The organism is Ruegeria sp. HKCCD7296, from assembly GCF_013110775.1.
In the GTDB taxonomy this organism is placed as follows: domain Bacteria; phylum Pseudomonadota; class Alphaproteobacteria; order Rhodobacterales; family Rhodobacteraceae; genus Ruegeria.
Genome location: NZ_WVRF01000022.1, coordinates 25122 through 39878, shown reverse-complemented (window position 1 = coordinate 39878; position 14757 = coordinate 25122). Strand labels below are relative to the sequence as shown.

17 protein-coding genes are annotated in these 14757 nt (G+C 57.4%); 6 read left to right on the top strand and 11 right to left on the bottom strand.

Features of this window, described 5'->3' with window-relative positions; translation table 11 throughout:
* Window positions 1-11: 11 nt before the first annotated feature.
* A complete protein-coding gene (locus GS632_RS20505; protein WP_171722393.1) occupies window positions 12-1001 on the bottom strand; it encodes a methylenetetrahydrofolate reductase in 990 nt (329 codons plus the stop codon).
* Window positions 998-1579: a methylenetetrahydrofolate reductase C-terminal domain-containing protein gene (locus GS632_RS20500; RefSeq protein ID WP_171722392.1), complete on the bottom strand. Its 582-nt coding sequence runs from the start codon at window positions 1577-1579 to the stop codon at window positions 998-1000. The genes GS632_RS20505 and GS632_RS20500 overlap by 4 nt, the downstream gene beginning before the upstream one ends.
* Window positions 1580-1839: 260 nt before the next feature.
* On the opposite strand from GS632_RS20500, the gene GS632_RS20495 reads away from it, so the two are divergent.
* From GS632_RS20495 to GS632_RS20485, 3 genes are read left to right on the top strand one after another with little or no spacing between them, the layout of a single operon-like run.
* Window positions 1840-2772 (top strand): bifunctional riboflavin kinase/FAD synthetase, encoded by a 933-nt coding sequence (locus GS632_RS20495; protein ID WP_171722391.1) that lies wholly within the window; start codon window positions 1840-1842, stop codon window positions 2770-2772.
* The gene (locus GS632_RS20490) at window positions 2769-3242 is read left to right on the top strand and encodes a YcgN family cysteine cluster protein (RefSeq protein WP_171235988.1); all 474 of its coding nucleotides are present in this window, start codon (window positions 2769-2771) and stop codon (window positions 3240-3242) included. Before GS632_RS20495 ends, GS632_RS20490 begins: the two co-directional genes overlap by 4 nt.
* Window positions 3242-4276: a low specificity L-threonine aldolase gene (locus tag GS632_RS20485; RefSeq protein ID WP_171722390.1), complete on the top strand. Its 1035-nt coding sequence runs from the start codon at window positions 3242-3244 to the stop codon at window positions 4274-4276. Before GS632_RS20490 ends, GS632_RS20485 begins: the two co-directional genes overlap by 1 nt.
* On the opposite strand, the gene GS632_RS20480 is transcribed toward GS632_RS20485, so the two are convergent.
* A complete protein-coding gene (locus GS632_RS20480) occupies window positions 4263-5087 on the bottom strand; it encodes an alpha/beta fold hydrolase (protein WP_171238353.1) in 825 nt (274 codons plus the stop codon). The two genes, GS632_RS20485 and GS632_RS20480, sit on opposite strands and share 14 nt — an antisense overlap.
* A complete protein-coding gene (locus GS632_RS20475) occupies window positions 5084-5686 on the bottom strand; it encodes a 2-hydroxychromene-2-carboxylate isomerase (RefSeq protein ID WP_171181367.1) in 603 nt (200 codons plus the stop codon). The genes GS632_RS20480 and GS632_RS20475 overlap by 4 nt, the downstream gene beginning before the upstream one ends.
* A gap of 107 nt (window positions 5687-5793) precedes the next feature.
* Between GS632_RS20475 and GS632_RS20470 the strand changes: the two genes are divergently transcribed.
* Window positions 5794-6813 carry a ribose-phosphate pyrophosphokinase gene (locus tag GS632_RS20470; RefSeq protein WP_171181365.1) on the top strand — a complete coding sequence of 340 codons (1020 nt, stop codon included), beginning with the start codon at window positions 5794-5796 and terminating at the stop codon, window positions 6811-6813.
* Between the two features lie 112 nt (window positions 6814-6925).
* Entirely contained in the window at window positions 6926-7375 is a 450-nt protein-coding gene (gene rpiB / locus GS632_RS20465) for a ribose 5-phosphate isomerase B (RefSeq protein ID WP_171181363.1), read from the top strand.
* A gap of 39 nt (window positions 7376-7414) precedes the next feature.
* Here the strand turns inward: rpiB and GS632_RS20460 are convergent, their stop codons facing one another.
* From GS632_RS20460 to GS632_RS20430, 7 genes are all read right to left on the bottom strand, one after another.
* On the bottom strand, window positions 7415-7765 hold the full coding sequence (locus GS632_RS20460) for an H-type lectin domain-containing protein (RefSeq protein WP_171235984.1): 351 nt from the start codon (window positions 7763-7765) through the stop codon (window positions 7415-7417).
* A 113-nt stretch (window positions 7766-7878) separates the two neighbouring features.
* Entirely contained in the window at window positions 7879-8289 is a 411-nt protein-coding gene (locus tag GS632_RS20455; protein ID WP_171181359.1) for a F0F1 ATP synthase subunit epsilon, read from the bottom strand.
* A gap of 12 nt (window positions 8290-8301) precedes the next feature.
* Complete coding sequence (atpD, locus tag GS632_RS20450) at window positions 8302-9726, bottom strand: F0F1 ATP synthase subunit beta (RefSeq protein ID WP_171181356.1); 1425 nt, start codon at window positions 9724-9726, stop codon at window positions 8302-8304.
* An 18-nt stretch (window positions 9727-9744) separates the two neighbouring features.
* Window positions 9745-10623 (bottom strand): F0F1 ATP synthase subunit gamma, encoded by an 879-nt coding sequence (locus GS632_RS20445; RefSeq protein ID WP_171181354.1) that lies wholly within the window; start codon window positions 10621-10623, stop codon window positions 9745-9747.
* Window positions 10624-10635: 12 nt separating this feature from the next.
* On the bottom strand, window positions 10636-12174 hold the full coding sequence (gene atpA / locus GS632_RS20440; RefSeq protein ID WP_171181352.1) for a F0F1 ATP synthase subunit alpha: 1539 nt from the start codon (window positions 12172-12174) through the stop codon (window positions 10636-10638).
* The gene (locus GS632_RS20435) at window positions 12175-12735 is read right to left on the bottom strand and encodes a F0F1 ATP synthase subunit delta (RefSeq protein WP_171722389.1); all 561 of its coding nucleotides are present in this window, start codon (window positions 12733-12735) and stop codon (window positions 12175-12177) included.
* A 303-nt stretch (window positions 12736-13038) separates the two neighbouring features.
* A complete protein-coding gene (locus tag GS632_RS20430) occupies window positions 13039-13773 on the bottom strand; it encodes a class I SAM-dependent methyltransferase (RefSeq protein WP_171181412.1) in 735 nt (244 codons plus the stop codon).
* A gap of 61 nt (window positions 13774-13834) precedes the next feature.
* Between GS632_RS20430 and gloB the strand changes: the two genes are divergently transcribed.
* A complete protein-coding gene (gloB, locus tag GS632_RS20425) occupies window positions 13835-14602 on the top strand; it encodes a hydroxyacylglutathione hydrolase (RefSeq protein ID WP_171181348.1) in 768 nt (255 codons plus the stop codon).
* Window positions 14603-14757: the final 155 nt, after the last annotated feature.

Genomic DNA, 14757 nt, shown 5'->3' with positions numbered 1-14757 from the left:
TGAGTGCACCCTCAGGACGAACGCGCACGCCTGCGCCCTTTCAAGGCACCAGATTCCAGAATGATCTCTGACACTACGTGCTCACGCCTGTAAGCCATCACATGGACCCCAGAGACCCCGGCGATGTCACGAATTTGCTGGATCAATTCGATACAGATCTTCTTGCCTTCTTCGGCCGGCTTTTCGGCCTTCTCCATTCGATCAATAACCTGATCAGGGATATGAATCCCGGGCACATTACTGCGCATCCAACGTGCAGCACGAGCCGAGGCAATGGGGCCAACACCAGCAATAATAAAAACTCTCTTGTCCAAACCGGCATCCCGCACCCGTGCCATGAACTTCTCAAACAACGGGATGTCGTAGATATAATTGGTCTGAATGTACTCAGCACCAGCTTCGACCTTTTTAGCCAGACGATCCGGACGCCACTCATAGGGCGGTATGCAGGGGTTTTCTGCAGCCCCCAGGAACAACTGGGGTGGACGCGTAATTTTTCGGCCCGAGAGGAATTTTCCCTGATCGCGCATCGTTCGAATCGTTCGCAGCAATGTCAGGGAATCAAAGTCGAACACCGGTTTCGCCCCCGGCTGATCCCCAACGCCAACGCCGTCACCCGTTAAGCATAGGACATTGCTCACACCCAGCGCCGCGGCCCCCAGAACATCACCCTGAATGGCAATGCGGTTCCGGTCTCGGCAAGAAATCTGATACACTGGCGAATAGCCAGCGCGTGTCAACAACGCGCAAATCCCAATCGAAGACATATGGCAATTCGCGCCCGAAGCATCGGTTGCGTTGATTGCATCCGCGACCTCACCCAAAGGCTGAGCCGCTTGAAACACATCCTCAGGGTCGGCGCTATCTGGCGGATTCAATTCAGCCGTTACGGCAAAACGGCCCGAACGCAAAACCCTCTCTAACCGGCTGTGCGACACGTACCCTTCGGGAACGGGAACATAGCCGATCGGCTCGACTTCACCGTGATGGGCATCGTTCATTTCTTAAGATCCCGATTCATTGCGTTGGGCGGCTCGGTGGCTAAAGGTGCCGAAGAAGGTTCATTCTCGCGCGCTTCTGGAAAGGCTTCTGCAAGGGTTACACGCGCCGCATCGCGCGCCTCGCGCTTCTGTGCCGCTATCTCGCGGCTGACCCGCAACCACGATGACGATCCTTTCAACGAATGTTCTACCGGTGGTAAAACTTCCTTTATCTTTTCTTCCCCACGCCGCATGCGGCTGGCACCATCCCAGGCCAAAGCCCAAACGCATTTCATGTCAGGCTTCACTTCGCAGAACTCGCCGGGGCGTACGCCGCCACAGGGACCGTTGCGCAATTGCTTTGGGCAGTTCATAGGGCAGGACATGCCGGTCGATGATAGCACGCACTGCCCGCACATCTTGCAGTCGAACAACAGGGTTTTGACACCCTTTTCGACCAGAGCAATGGGACGTTCAACGCGGTTGTACCCGATCTTTGCAAAAAGCGGATCCATCGCAACCATTCCACGTTCGACGCACTTGTAGACCCACTCGAACGAACGGGCGTGACGAATCGCGAACAGGCGCAATCGATACATGGGTCTGCCTCCTGTGCTGGGCTTAAATGCACCAGGCCCGGCTTTTCCGGGTCGCAGCACGTACTGAAAGCCGGAGGTCCAGTCTACACTCTGGATTTTTTTTAAATCAAGCAGTTGAGCATCCGCAGCATATGGGGCAGTAGATAATTTTGCGTGTCATAGGAGCCGGGTTTCGGGATTCAGGTAGTTTCGGAGGGGCGGGTTCGCAGAATTCAAACTGCCGCTTGAACAAATCGCGACGCAACGCTACGCAATCGCCTATGCACATCATCCGGGATTTCCAGTTTGTCGAGCCAGAAGATCGCGGCGCCAGCGTGGCGATCGGCAATTTTGATGGCGTCCATGTGGGGCATCAGTCGGTCATCGAACTGGCCCGCAAGGCGGCCCCTGACGCGCCTCTGGGTGTCATGACCTTCGAGCCGCATCCGCGTGAATATTTTGCACCGGACTCGCCACCATTCCGTCTGATGCGCGGCAACGCACGGGCGCACCGGCTGGAAAAACTGGGCGTGGAAAAACTTTATGAACTGCCGTTCAACGCAGCACTGGCTGGGCTGTCCCCGGAAGAATTTGCGCGCAACGTGATATGTGACGGGCTGGGCCTGTCTCATATTGTGGTGGGCGCTGATTTTTGCTTTGGAAAGGGCCGCAGCGGTACGGCTGACGACCTGGTCCGGTTTGGTAAAGAGATGGGATTTGGCGTAACCATTGCCCCCTTGATGGAGCGGTCTGCAAATGTGGTCTCGTCAACCGCCATCCGAACCGCCCTGACCGAAGGTCGCCCACGGGACGCCGCCGAAATGCTGGGTCATTGGCACAGGATTGAAGGAGAGGTGATCGGGGGCGAGCAGCGCGGGCGCGAACTGGGGTTTCCAACTGCGAATATGTCCATCGAAGGGCTGCACCTTCCCAAATTTGGTGTCTACGCCGTGTTGGTGGACGTGTTGGATGGCCCGCATCAGAGCAGCTATCAGGGTGCAGCTTCGATTGGAGTGCGGCCAATGTTCCAAGGTGAAGTGCCCAATATCGAAACTTTCCTTTTCGACTTTTCGGGTGACCTTTACGGGGCAACCCTGTCAGTGGGCCTGATCGATTTCCTGCGTCCTGAACTGACATTCGACGGATTGCACGGGCTGATTGCCCAGATGGATGCAGATTGCGAAAAAGCCCGTGGCATTCTGGCCGCCTTATGAGCACGGATCCGATCGAACGCACCGGCCTACCCGCCCGGTTCTGGGAACGCAAACCCCTGCGCAAGATGAACCAGCGCGAATGGGAAGCGTTATGTGACGGCTGCGGCAAGTGCTGCCTGAACAAGCTGGAAGACGAAGACTCGGGCGAGGTCGCACTGACATGTGTCGCCTGCCGACTGCTGGACGATGAAAGCTGCCGCTGTACGCAATACGATATCCGGCACCAGTTTGTGCCTGAATGCATTGTCATGACACCCGACAACATAGATGAACACGCCTATTGGTTGCCGCAAACCTGTGCCTATCGACTGCTTTGGGAGGGTAAGCCTCTTTACGATTGGCATCCTCTGATATCAGGTACGCCTGACAGCGTTCATGCGGCGGGCGTCTCGGTTCAGGGGCGCACGGTGTCTGAGTTCGAAACCCCCATGGAAGAGTGGGAAGACTACATTATCGAGGAGCCAAGCTGATGTATTTTGCCTCTGACAATTCCGGGCCGGTTCATCCTCAGGTCATGGCCAAACTGGCCGAGGCCAACCAAGGCTATCAGATGGCTTATGGTGCTGACGCGCTGATGAACGAGGTGCGAGACCGCATTCGCAGCATTTTCGAGGCTCCGGGGGCTGCCGTGTATCTTGTGGCAACCGGGACAGCGGCGAACTCTCTGGCTCTTGCTACACTGTCCAACCCATGGGAAACGGTCTTTTGCTCTCCGGTTGCCCATATCCACGAGGATGAGTGCAACGCGCCTGAATTTTACAGCGGCGCCAAGCTGACCCTTGTGCCTGGCGGTGACAAGATGACGCCTGAAGCATTGCGCGGTTCGATTCTGGGTGAAGAAACACGAGGCGTGCATGGACCGCAACGCGGGCCAGTGTCGATCACTCAAGTTACCGAACGCGGATCGGTATACTCCTTGGAAGAGTTGCAGGCGCTTTGCAGTGTCGCGAAGGAATATAACCTGCCTGTGCACCTGGACGGTGCGCGCTTTACCAATGCGTTGGTTTCGCTGAATTGCTCGCCAGCTGAAATGACGTGGAAAGCAGGCGTGGATGCCGTCAGCTTTGGCGGCACCAAGAACGGGTTGATGGGCGTCGAAGCGGTGGTGTTTTTTGACGAGAGCAAAACGTGGGAATTTGAACTCCGCCGCAAACGCGGGGCGCATCTGTTCTCGAAACACCGCTATCTGTCCGCACAGATGGCCGCGTATCTCGAAGATGACCTTTGGCTGAAACTGGCCCGGAAGGCCAACGCCAACTGTGCGCACTTGGCCGACGGATTGCGCGCCAAGGGGGCGACATTCCTGCATGAACCGCAGGCCAACATGGTTTTTGCTTCTTTCTCGCGTGCCAAGCACAAGCAACTGCATGACGCCGGTGCCGTCTATCACCTATGGGGGGATGAACTGGACGGCGCGGATGATGGTGAAAGCCTGGCATGCCGCTTAGTGTGCGACTGGTCTATTGGAACGTCCCAGATCGATCAGTTTCTCAACTTGCTATAGGGATCGGCTTCCAGAACGCCTTCAGCAGAGCCGCTGTGTCTTGAGGGTGCGAAATGGGCAGCATGTGCCCCGCGCCCTGAACCACCGCATGGCGCGCATAGGGCAAGCGGTGAACCAAACCGGCGCAGATGGCGGGGATTACAGGATGGGTTTCTGATCCGCTTAGGATCAGGGTCGGCATGACGGCACGTTCCAGCATCTCGGCCTTGAGCAACCCGGCTTGATCGTCATAAAGCACCGGGTGTACAGCTGGCACGGCATGTATCCCACGCACCATATTAGCGCGCGTCCGTTCGGGCAAGTCAGGCCATTTCGGGCTGATGCCAGTGCTCCACATCCGGTTGAACAGTCGCGCGGCCAGAGCGTTTTCGCCCGCATTAAAGGCGCTGTTTATCGGCTCAATATCTTTCTCATGCTGATCGAACAAATCCGGCGCGTCCCGGTGTGCTATGGCAAAAAAGACGGGTTCAATCAGAATCAGACTGCGCACGCGCTCGGGATGTTCCAAGGCCAGTCTCAGTGCAATAATCGCCCCAAAGGAATGGCCAACGACGTCCATCTGCCCCGCCAGTTCAGCCGCAGCGTTATTGGTGACGTGATCAAAGAAGTCCCCCTGCCCGTCCCAATCCGGGCTACGCCCGTGTGACAACATATCCGGCGCGACCAGAGAGGCATTCCCGTCCATCGCCTTGGCCAATCCCGACCACACGCCGGAATGCGCAATGGTGCAATGGAGGGCGAGCGTTTTTCGCGCGCCCTCTCCCAACCGCCGAACGAAGACGGAATGCGCCGAGGCAGCCGAAGCTGTCATCCCTTCATCTCGGCTAGATGGTTGTCCAGATCATCCAGACTGTCCTGACCCCAGAACCGCTGACCGTCCGGTGTGATGTAAAATGGGGCACCAAAGGCCCCCTGGTCCACGGCCTCTTCCAGATTGGTGGCATATGTCTCTGCCCCAACCAGCAAACCGCTATTGGCGAGGTCAGGATCAAACCCGGAATTTGCCAGACACTCACGTATCACATCATCTTGTGACACGTCCTTTTCTTCGGCCCAGCAAGCGCGCAGGATCAGTTGGCAAAGCTTGCCGACATCCCCCGAACCATCTTTGGCCGCAGCGATCACTGCATAAGAAGACGGGGCCATATTGGTGGGCCAATGCGCGGGTTTCAGGTTGAACTCCACGCCCAGACGTTTGGCTTGACGCAGCAAGTCCTGCGCGCGGTATTCGATGCGCGAGATATGGCGGTCTTTTGGTGCTGTGCCCCCGGTGCGCGCAAACAAGGCCATGATGTCCAGTGGTTTGTAGTTGATGGTCGCATCATGTTTCGCCGCAACCTCTTCCAGTCGGTTTCCGGCCAGATAGGTGTAGGGCGAAATTGTCGCAAAATAGTAGTCAATCTGGGTCATGTTCACTTTCTCCGCTGCGTTGCCTTTGCGGGACGTTAGACCCGTGCTAAGCGGTGTCAACATCACGATTCTGTCACATTGCCAAAGCTGCCCGGGGACCTCAGCCGATGCCGACACTCCACGAACCCAAGCTCATCGCTGGGAACGCCAATCTTCCGCTTGCCGAATCCATCGCTCGCCGCATGAGCTTGTATCGCGGCGTTGACCAGGGTCTGGTCGATGCGCGGGTCGAGCGGTTCAATGACGGCGAGATCTTTGTCGAAGTGTTCGAAAACGTCCGGGGCGAGGACATGTTCATCGTCCAGCCGACGTCGAACCCGGCAAATGATAACCTGATGGAACTGCTGATCATTGCCGATGCGTTGCGCCGCTCTTCCGCACAAAGGATCACAGCCGTGATCCCTTATTTCGGCTATGCCCGTCAGGATCGTCGCACCAAGGCCCGGACACCAATCAGCGCCAAGCTTGTTGCCAACATGCTGACAGGTGCTGGGATCGAACGCGTCCTGACAATGGACCTGCACGCAGCACAAATTCAGGGGTTCTTTGATATCCCGGTGGACAACCTCTATGCTTCGCCGATTTTTGCGCTGGATGTGAAGCATCAGTTCAAGAACAACATGGACGAGATCATGGTTGTTTCGCCAGACGTCGGCGGCGTGGCCCGCGCCCGCGAACTGGCCAAGCGGATCAATGCCCCGCTGTCGATCGTCGACAAGCGCCGCGAGAAAGCGGGTGAAGTGGCCGAAATGACGGTGATCGGAGACGTAAAAGACAAGATCTGTCTGATCGTGGACGACATGTGTGATACCGCTGGCACACTCTGCAAGGCGGCGCAGGTCCTGCTGGATAACGGCGCGAAAGAGGTTCACTCCTACATCACGCATGGTGTCATGAGTGGCCCGGCGGTTGAACGTGTCACCAATTCGGTGATGAAGTCGCTTGTTCTGACCGACACGATCCAACCCACAAAAGAGATTGCGCAGGCCAAAAACATTCGCATCGTGCCAACCGCGCCAATCTTTACTCAGGCAATCCTGAACATCTGGAACGGCACCAGCGTGTCTTCGCTATTCGAAGACAAGACACTTACGCCGATCTACGAATCCATGTACCAGATGGATTGAGTTCCCAGGGGCGGCCAAACAAGCCGCCCTTTTGCTTTTTGAAACACTGATCCGTTCTGCTTGCCCCTCGCTAGCATGAGCTTGGATCCGCGAAAGAGGAAAGTGACCTCCGATGTCCGCAAACAAACGTATTGTTCTGTCCAGTGACCACGCCGCGATCGATTTGCGCCAGGCTGTGGCGAAACACATCGCGCAACAAGGCTGGGACGTAGTCGATATCGGCCCGAATACACCGGAAAGCACCCACTACCCCAAGCATGGCAAAGCCGCGGCCGAAGCTGTTGCATCCGGTGATTGCGGTTTGGGCATCATCCTCTGCGGCACCGGCCAGGGCATCATGATGGCCGCAAACAAAGTGCCGGGCATTCGCTGTGGCGTTTGTTCAGACGCCTTTTCGGCCCGAATGATCCGCCAGCACAACAACGCCAATATGCTGTCAATCGGTGCGCGCGTTGTCGGCGAAGGTCAGGCGCTGGACATCGTTGATGCGTTTCTGAGTGCCGAGTTCGAAGGCGGCCGCCACGCCACGCGGGTGGACATGATCGAAGCGCAGGGAAACTGACACCTGCGCTTCCTTAAAGCGCGATGGTCTGAACCCGGATCAGGAGATATTCCAGTCATCCGGGTGCGCGACCTCTCCTATCGCGGTCCAGCTTGCTCGGATGCGAGCGATACGAGTGTCGGACCATGTGCGAAACACCGCTTCGAACCCTTCGGTGGTGATGTTTTCAGCCTGCACCTCGGCCCGCAGCGCCGAAGACGTATCTACATCCCATAGCGATATACCGATCTGAACCACAGGCGGTTTGCGAAACGGTTCTTTGAACTGAATGGGCGTGCGACGTTCCCTGGGGCCCTGCCCTGTCCACATCTCACCGCCTTCGGCAAATTCCGAAAACAGCACATCTTCGCCCTGATCAATGCCAATGGGATGGGTAAGGAACTTTTTCATTCTGTCATCATTATTCTTGAATTCCCGAAAGTTATCCCGGCAATTCGGCAAAAGCACGACAAAAAAACGGCCCCGCAAAGCGAGGCCGTCCAAATTTTTCACGGACAAGCCGGTTATAGGCTCATATGTGTCCCAAGCGCTTCCATGTCGGCCAGCAGCTTGGCGGCATCGTCGACAATGGTCTGATCATCGCCACCCTTTGCTGCCTCGTGCGAGGCGCGAGCGTCTTCGATCAGCTCGTCCAGATGCGCGCGGGTTACTTCGGCCACCGGAATGGCCTTTTCGGCCAGAACCGAAAGGCTGTCGCCGTTGATCTGGGCAAACCCGCCGGTGACCAGGTATTCGCTGGACCCTTCAGGTGCCTCAACCTTCAGCAGACCGGGGCGCAACGTGGTGATGGTGGGGGCATGGTCGGGCATCGCCGTCATGTCCCCGTCCGCGCCGGGAATCTGGACCGCGGTGGCCGCGAGCGAAGCAAGGCTCCGCTCGGGGCTGACGAGGTCGAATTGCATCGTGTTTGCCATCAGGGATACTCCTTAGGCGGCTTCTGCTGCCATCTTCTCGGCTTTGGCGATCACTTCTTCGATACCGCCAACCATCAGGAAGGCTGCTTCGGGCAGGTGATCGTATTCGCCAGCGACAACCGCTTTGAACGACGCGATGGTCACATCAAGAGGAACCTGAACGCCGGGCGAACCGGTGAAGACTTCGGCCACGTCGAACGGCTGCGACAGGAAGCGTTCGATCTTACGGGCACGGGCCACGGTCAGTTTGTCCTCTTCCGACAGTTCGTCCATGCCGAGGATGGCGATGATGTCCTGCAGCGACTTGTAGCGCTGGAGGATCTGCTGAACGTCGGTCGCAACCTTGTAGTGCTCTTCACCAACGATAGCTGGGTCGAGCAGACGCGAGGTCGAGTCGAGCGGGTCAACCGCAGGGTAAATACCCTTTTCCGAGATCGCACGGTTAAGAACGGTGGTCGCGTCCAGGTGCGCAAACGAGGTTGCCGGCGCAGGGTCGGTAAGGTCGTCCGCAGGCACGTAGATCGCCTGCACCGAGGTGATCGAGCCCGACTTGGTCGAGGTGATGCGTTCCTGCAGGGCGCCCATGTCGGTGGCCAGTGTCGGCTGGTAGCCCACCGCCGAAGGAATACGGCCCAGCAGAGCCGAAACCTCGGAACCCGCCTGCGTAAAGCGGAAGATGTTGTCGACGAAGAACAGAACGTCGGTACCGGACTGGTCACGGAACTGCTCGGCCAGGGTCAGACCGGTCAGAGCAACACGCGCACGCGCACCCGGAGGTTCGTTCATCTGACCGTAAACCAGGGCCACTTGGCTTTCCGACAGGTTGTCCGGCTTGATAACGTTCGATTCGATCATCTCGTGGTACAGGTCGTTCCCTTCACGGGTCCGTTCACCAACACCCGCGAACACCGAGAAGCCCGAGTGCACTTTTGCGATGTTGTTGATCAGTTCCATGATCAGAACGGTTTTACCAACGCCGGCACCGCCGAACAGGCCGATCTTACCGCCTTTGGCGTAAGGGGCCAGCAGGTCAACAACCTTGATGCCGGTAACCAGAACTTCCGATTCAGTCGACTGTTCGTCGAAGGTCGGTGCAGGCTGGTGGATCGCGCGGGCCTCAGACGCTTCAACCGGGCCCTTCTCGTCGATCGGCTCGCCAACTACGTTCAGGATACGACCCAGGGTGGCGTTACCAACCGGCACCGAGATCGGCGCGCCTGTGTCGGTTACTTCCTCGCCACGGACCAGACCTTCGGTCGCGTCCATCGCGATGGTACGTACGGTGTTTTCACCCAGGTGCTGAGCAACTTCCAACACCAGACGCTTGCCGTTGTTGGTGGTTTCCAGCGCGTTCAGAATTTCAGGCAGCGCGTCATCGAACTGCACGTCAACGACGGCCCCGATGATCTGTGTGACTTTGCCTTTTGCATTCGCCATGTTTCGTCTCCGGTTTTCTTACAGCGCTTCGGCGCCGGAAATAATTTCAATCAGCTCGTTGGTGATCACGGCCTGACGCGAGCGGTTGAACTGGATCGTCAGCTTGTCGATCATTTCACCCGCGTTACGTGTCGCGTTGTCCATCGCGGACATCCGTGCACCCTGTTCAGACGCTCCGTTTTCGAGCAGAGCCGAGAAGATCGCGGTCGCAACCCCCTTGGGCAGCAGATCGGCCAAAATGGCCTCTTCGCTGGGCTCGTAATCGAAGATGGCACCGCTGTCGTCACCTGCCGCTTCGTCCTCGAACGAGGCGGGGATGACCTGCTGTGCCGTCGGGATCTGGGTCACAACGTTGACGAACTTCGAATAGAAGATCGTGGCAACGTCGAACTCACCCCCGTCGAAACGAGACAGGATGTCCTTTGCGATGTCCTGCGCGTTGGAATACCCCAGACGCTTGACCTCGCTCAGGTCCACATGTCCGACGAACAGATCGCCCAAATCACGCTTAAGCGCGTCGCGGCCTTTTTTGCCGACGGTCAGAACTTTGACCGTCTTGCCTTTGCCGCGCAGCTCTTCCGCTTTGGCGCGGGCAAGCTTGGCGATGTTCGCGTTGAAGCCGCCACACAGGCCGCGTTCAGCTGTCATCACAACCAGCAGATGGACATCATCACTGCCCGTACCACGGAGCAGCTTGGGGGCGCTGTCGCTGCCCCCGACCGACGCCGCCAGCCCCGCCATCACGGCATTGAACCGTTCAGCATAGGGACGCGAGGCTTCGGCAGATTCCTGGGCGCGGCGCAGTTTTGCAGCCGCGACCATCTGCATGGCCTTGGTGATCTTGCGGGTCGATTTGACCGACTCGATCCTGTTTTTAAGGTCCTTCAGACTAGGCATCGGAACCTCCTATCAAGCGAAGGTTGCGGCGTATTCGTCGATCGCTGCCTTGATCTTGTCGGACGCGTCACCCTTGATCTTCGGATCTTCGTCGGTGAGCCACTTCAGCAGGTCCGCATGTTTGCCACGCAGATGTGCCAGAAGACCGGCTTCATAGCGGCCAACATCTGTGACTTCGATCTTGTCGAGGTAACCGTTGGTACCTGCGAAGATGACGCAGACGATTTCCGCGTTGGTCAGCGGCGAGTACTGCGGCTGTTTCATCAGCTCGGTCAGACGCGCACCACGGTTCAGCAGCTGCTGAGTTGCGGCGTCGAGGTCCGAACCAAACTGGGCAAAGGCCGCCATTTCACGGTACTGAGCCAGTTCCAGCTTAACCGGGCCAGCAACCGATTTCATCGCGTTGGTCTGGGCCGACGAGCCCACGCGCGAAACCGACAGACCGGTGTTCACAGCGGGACGAATGCCCTGATAGAACAGTTCGGTTTCCAGGAAGATCTGACCGTCAGTGATCGAGATCACGTTGGTCGGAATAAACGCCGAAACGTCACCACCCTGAGTTTCGATAACCGGCAGAGCGGTCAGCGAACCTGCACCAAAGTCTTCGTTCAGCTTCGCCGAACGTTCCAGCAGGCGCGAGTGGAGGTAGAAAACGTCACCCGGGTAAGCTTCACGTCCGGGCGGACGACGCAGCAACAGGGACATCTGACGATAGGACACAGCCTGCTTCGACAGGTCATCATAGATGATCAGAGCGTGGCGGCCGTTGTCACGGAAGTATTCAGCCATCGCGGTCGCGGCGTAAGGTGCAAGGAACTGCATCGGTGCCGGGTCGGACGCGGTCGCGGCCACAACGATCGAGTATTCAATCGCGCCGGACTCTTCCAGTTTCTTCACCAGCTGCGCAACGGTCGAACGCTTTTGACCAACCGCGACGTAAACACAGTACAGTTTCTTCGACTCGTCGTCGCCTGCTGCGTCGTTGTAAACCTTCTGGTTCAGGATGGTGTCCAGAGCCACAGCGGTTTTACCGGTCTGACGGTCACCAATGATCAGTTCCCGCTGGCCACGGCCAATCGGGATCATCGCGTCAACCGATTTCAGGCCGGTTGCCATCGGCTCGTGCACCGATTTACGCGGGATGATGCCGGGCGCTTTGACGTCGGCAACACCACGCTTGGAAGCATTGATCGGGCCTTTGCCGTCCAGCGGGTTGCCCAGACCGTCAACGACACGGCCCAGCAGCTCGTCACCAATCGGAACGTCCACGATCGAGTTGGTGCGCTTAACAGTGTCACCTTCTTTGATGTCACGGTCGGAACCGAAGATAACGACACCAACGTTGTCGCTTTCCAGGTTCAGGGCCATACCCATGATGCCACCGGGAAATTCGACCATCTCACCGGCTTGCACATTGTCCAGGCCGTATACACGGGCAATCCCGTCACCGACGCTCAGCACGCGGCCGATCTCGGCCACTTCGGCTTCCTGACCAAAATTCTTGATCTGGTCCTTCAGGATTGCAGAAATCTCTGCAGCTTGGATTCCCATTTATCCGACCTCTTTCATTGCATTCTGTAGGGAGTTCAGCTTCGAACGGATCGAACTGTCGATCATCTTCGAGCCCACTTTAACGACTAGACCGCCGATGAGGCTTTCATCCACGGTCGCATTGATAGTCACGGTCTTGCCCACGCGCTCGGACAGCGTCTTGGACAGTTTTTCCATTTGCGTCTTGGTCAGCGCTTTGGCCGAGGCAACATCTGCGGTCACTTCGCCACGCTCGTCTGCCAGCATGTCGCGCAGAACCTGCACCAGCTGCGGTACGACGAACAAACGGCGCTTCTGCGCCATCAGACCCAACGTGTTGCGCAGAATCGCGTTCAGGCCCATCTTATCTGCAATCGCGGTGATCGCACCTTCCTGTTCGGCGCGGGAAACCAGCGGCGAGGCAATCAGGTCGTGCAACTCGGCACTGTCGCCCAGTGCTGCTGCCAGATCATTGATGCCGGTTTCCAGACCTGCGAGGTCTTTGTTGTCTTTTGCGATCTCGAAGATCGCGGTGGCATAGCGCTCGGCGATGCCTGTGGAAATCGAAGCTGGTTCGGACACGTCCACCCTTCCGATATTTTGGGCCCCGAATTCGCGTTGCGGCAGCTACCCCGGGGGCGTGAAGAAACCCCGTCCAGAAGGCCGGGGATCAAAATCACCGGGGATGTAGCAGAGGTGTTCCAACCAAGCAATACGCTATAGCGGTAACAGAATTATCCACAAAGTGTTGATTTTCATGCACTTAGCTCAAGTGCGACGGTTTGAACCCATCAGCTCAGTTGAAAAATGTTACGAATATGCAGGTTTTTGCGATTCCTGTGACTTTTTTCGCGCAATTTTATCGCTTCGGAAGGCCAGCGATTGTCACGCAGGTTTCAACAAACCGTCCAGCGCCTTGATCGGTTTTTTAACCGCATCTTTAGTCACGCTGCCGCTGGGCGGGCGAATGTGTTTGCTGACCTCAACCATCAGCACACCCCCAGCCATGACGGTCGGAATACGTTGCCCGGTTTTTTCAATCAGGCCGCCGGATTTCAGCCAGAAACGGCGAAACGAGGGCGGTCGATACAGAGCCGAACAATGCGTTTCGGGCAGAAAGTGATGCGCCTTGAGCTGGTTTTCCAACTGTGTGGCGGAATAGGGTCGCCCAAAGCCAAATGGCGTTTTGTCCGTCCGTGACCACAGACCGCCTCTGTTGGGAACAATAAATACAGCCCGCCCGCCGGGCCCCAGAACGCGCCAGCATTCATCCAACAGCTGGTTTGGCCTCTCTGACGTTTCCAGCCCATGCATCACAACAAGCTTGTCCACGTGACCGGTTTCAATCGGCCAAAGCGTTTCTTCGGTCAGAACAGACACATTGGGCATTCCCGCAGGCCAGGGCATGACGCCCTGCGGGCCAGGCATCAGCCCGATGACGCGGCGCGCATCTGCCAGGTACGGGCGCAACAACGGCACAGCAAAGCCGAATCCGGCCACTGTCTGCCCCTTGGCCTCGGGCCAAAGCTCTATCAAACGCCCGCGAATGGCCGCCTGCGCCGCACGCCCCAACGTGCTTCGATAGTAAAAGTTCCTCAGATCCTGCACATCAAGATGCATTGCGGACATCCGGTCAATCGGCTTAGCTGGGCGCAGTCTAGCAATGAAAGGGCAAAAAGCCATGCCTCTTGAGATCGTTACAATCCCATGCCTGAGCGACAATTACGCCTTTCTGGCCCACGACGCCACGAGCGGCCAGACCGCGCTGATCGACGCCCCCGAAGCTGCACCGATTCTGCAGGCGCTGGATGATAAAGGATGGACGCTTTCACATGTGCTTTTGACCCATCACCACTGGGATCACGTCGACGGGCTATCAGGCATTCTGGAAAAACACCCTGCACAGGTTGTCGGAGCCGCGGCGGATGCCCATCGCTTGCCGTCGCTGGATCTACAGGTGGTCGAGGGCGACAGCTTTGAAATCGGAGGGGAACAAGTTCAGGTTCTGGATGTATCCGGCCACACTGTGGGGCATGTCGCATACTACATGCCTCAAAGTGCTGCGGTATTTACCGCCGACAGTCTCATGGCGCTGGGCTGTGGTCGTCTTTTCGAGGGCACACCGGACCAGATGTGGGCATCTTTAAGTAAACTGGCCGCCCTGCCCGATGACACTTTGGTCTGCTCTGGACATGAATATACACAATCCAACGCTAAATTTGCCATTACCGTTGATCCGGACAACCCTGACCTGAAGGCGCGCATCGCGGATATTGAACGGGCGCGTGCCGCCGGAGAAGCCACTGTCCCGTCGATTCTGGCGCTGGAAAAGGCAACAAATCCGTTTCTGAGGGCTGCTGACCCGGCGATTCAAGCCCATTTAGGCATGACAGGCGCGCGTCCCGAGGCCGTTTTTGCGGAAATCCGGGGTAGAAAAGACCGGTTCTGATGCCTATTTGACCCTCTTCACGGTCACGGTCACAACAAATGTGACTGTCAAGTGAAAGAAAACCCTTGAAGCCGGACGCCGATCAACCAAACTCTAATAGTATGAGGACATGGTTGGATTGGGGTTCCGGCCGCAAGCCCGCCCCCTTCTGACCC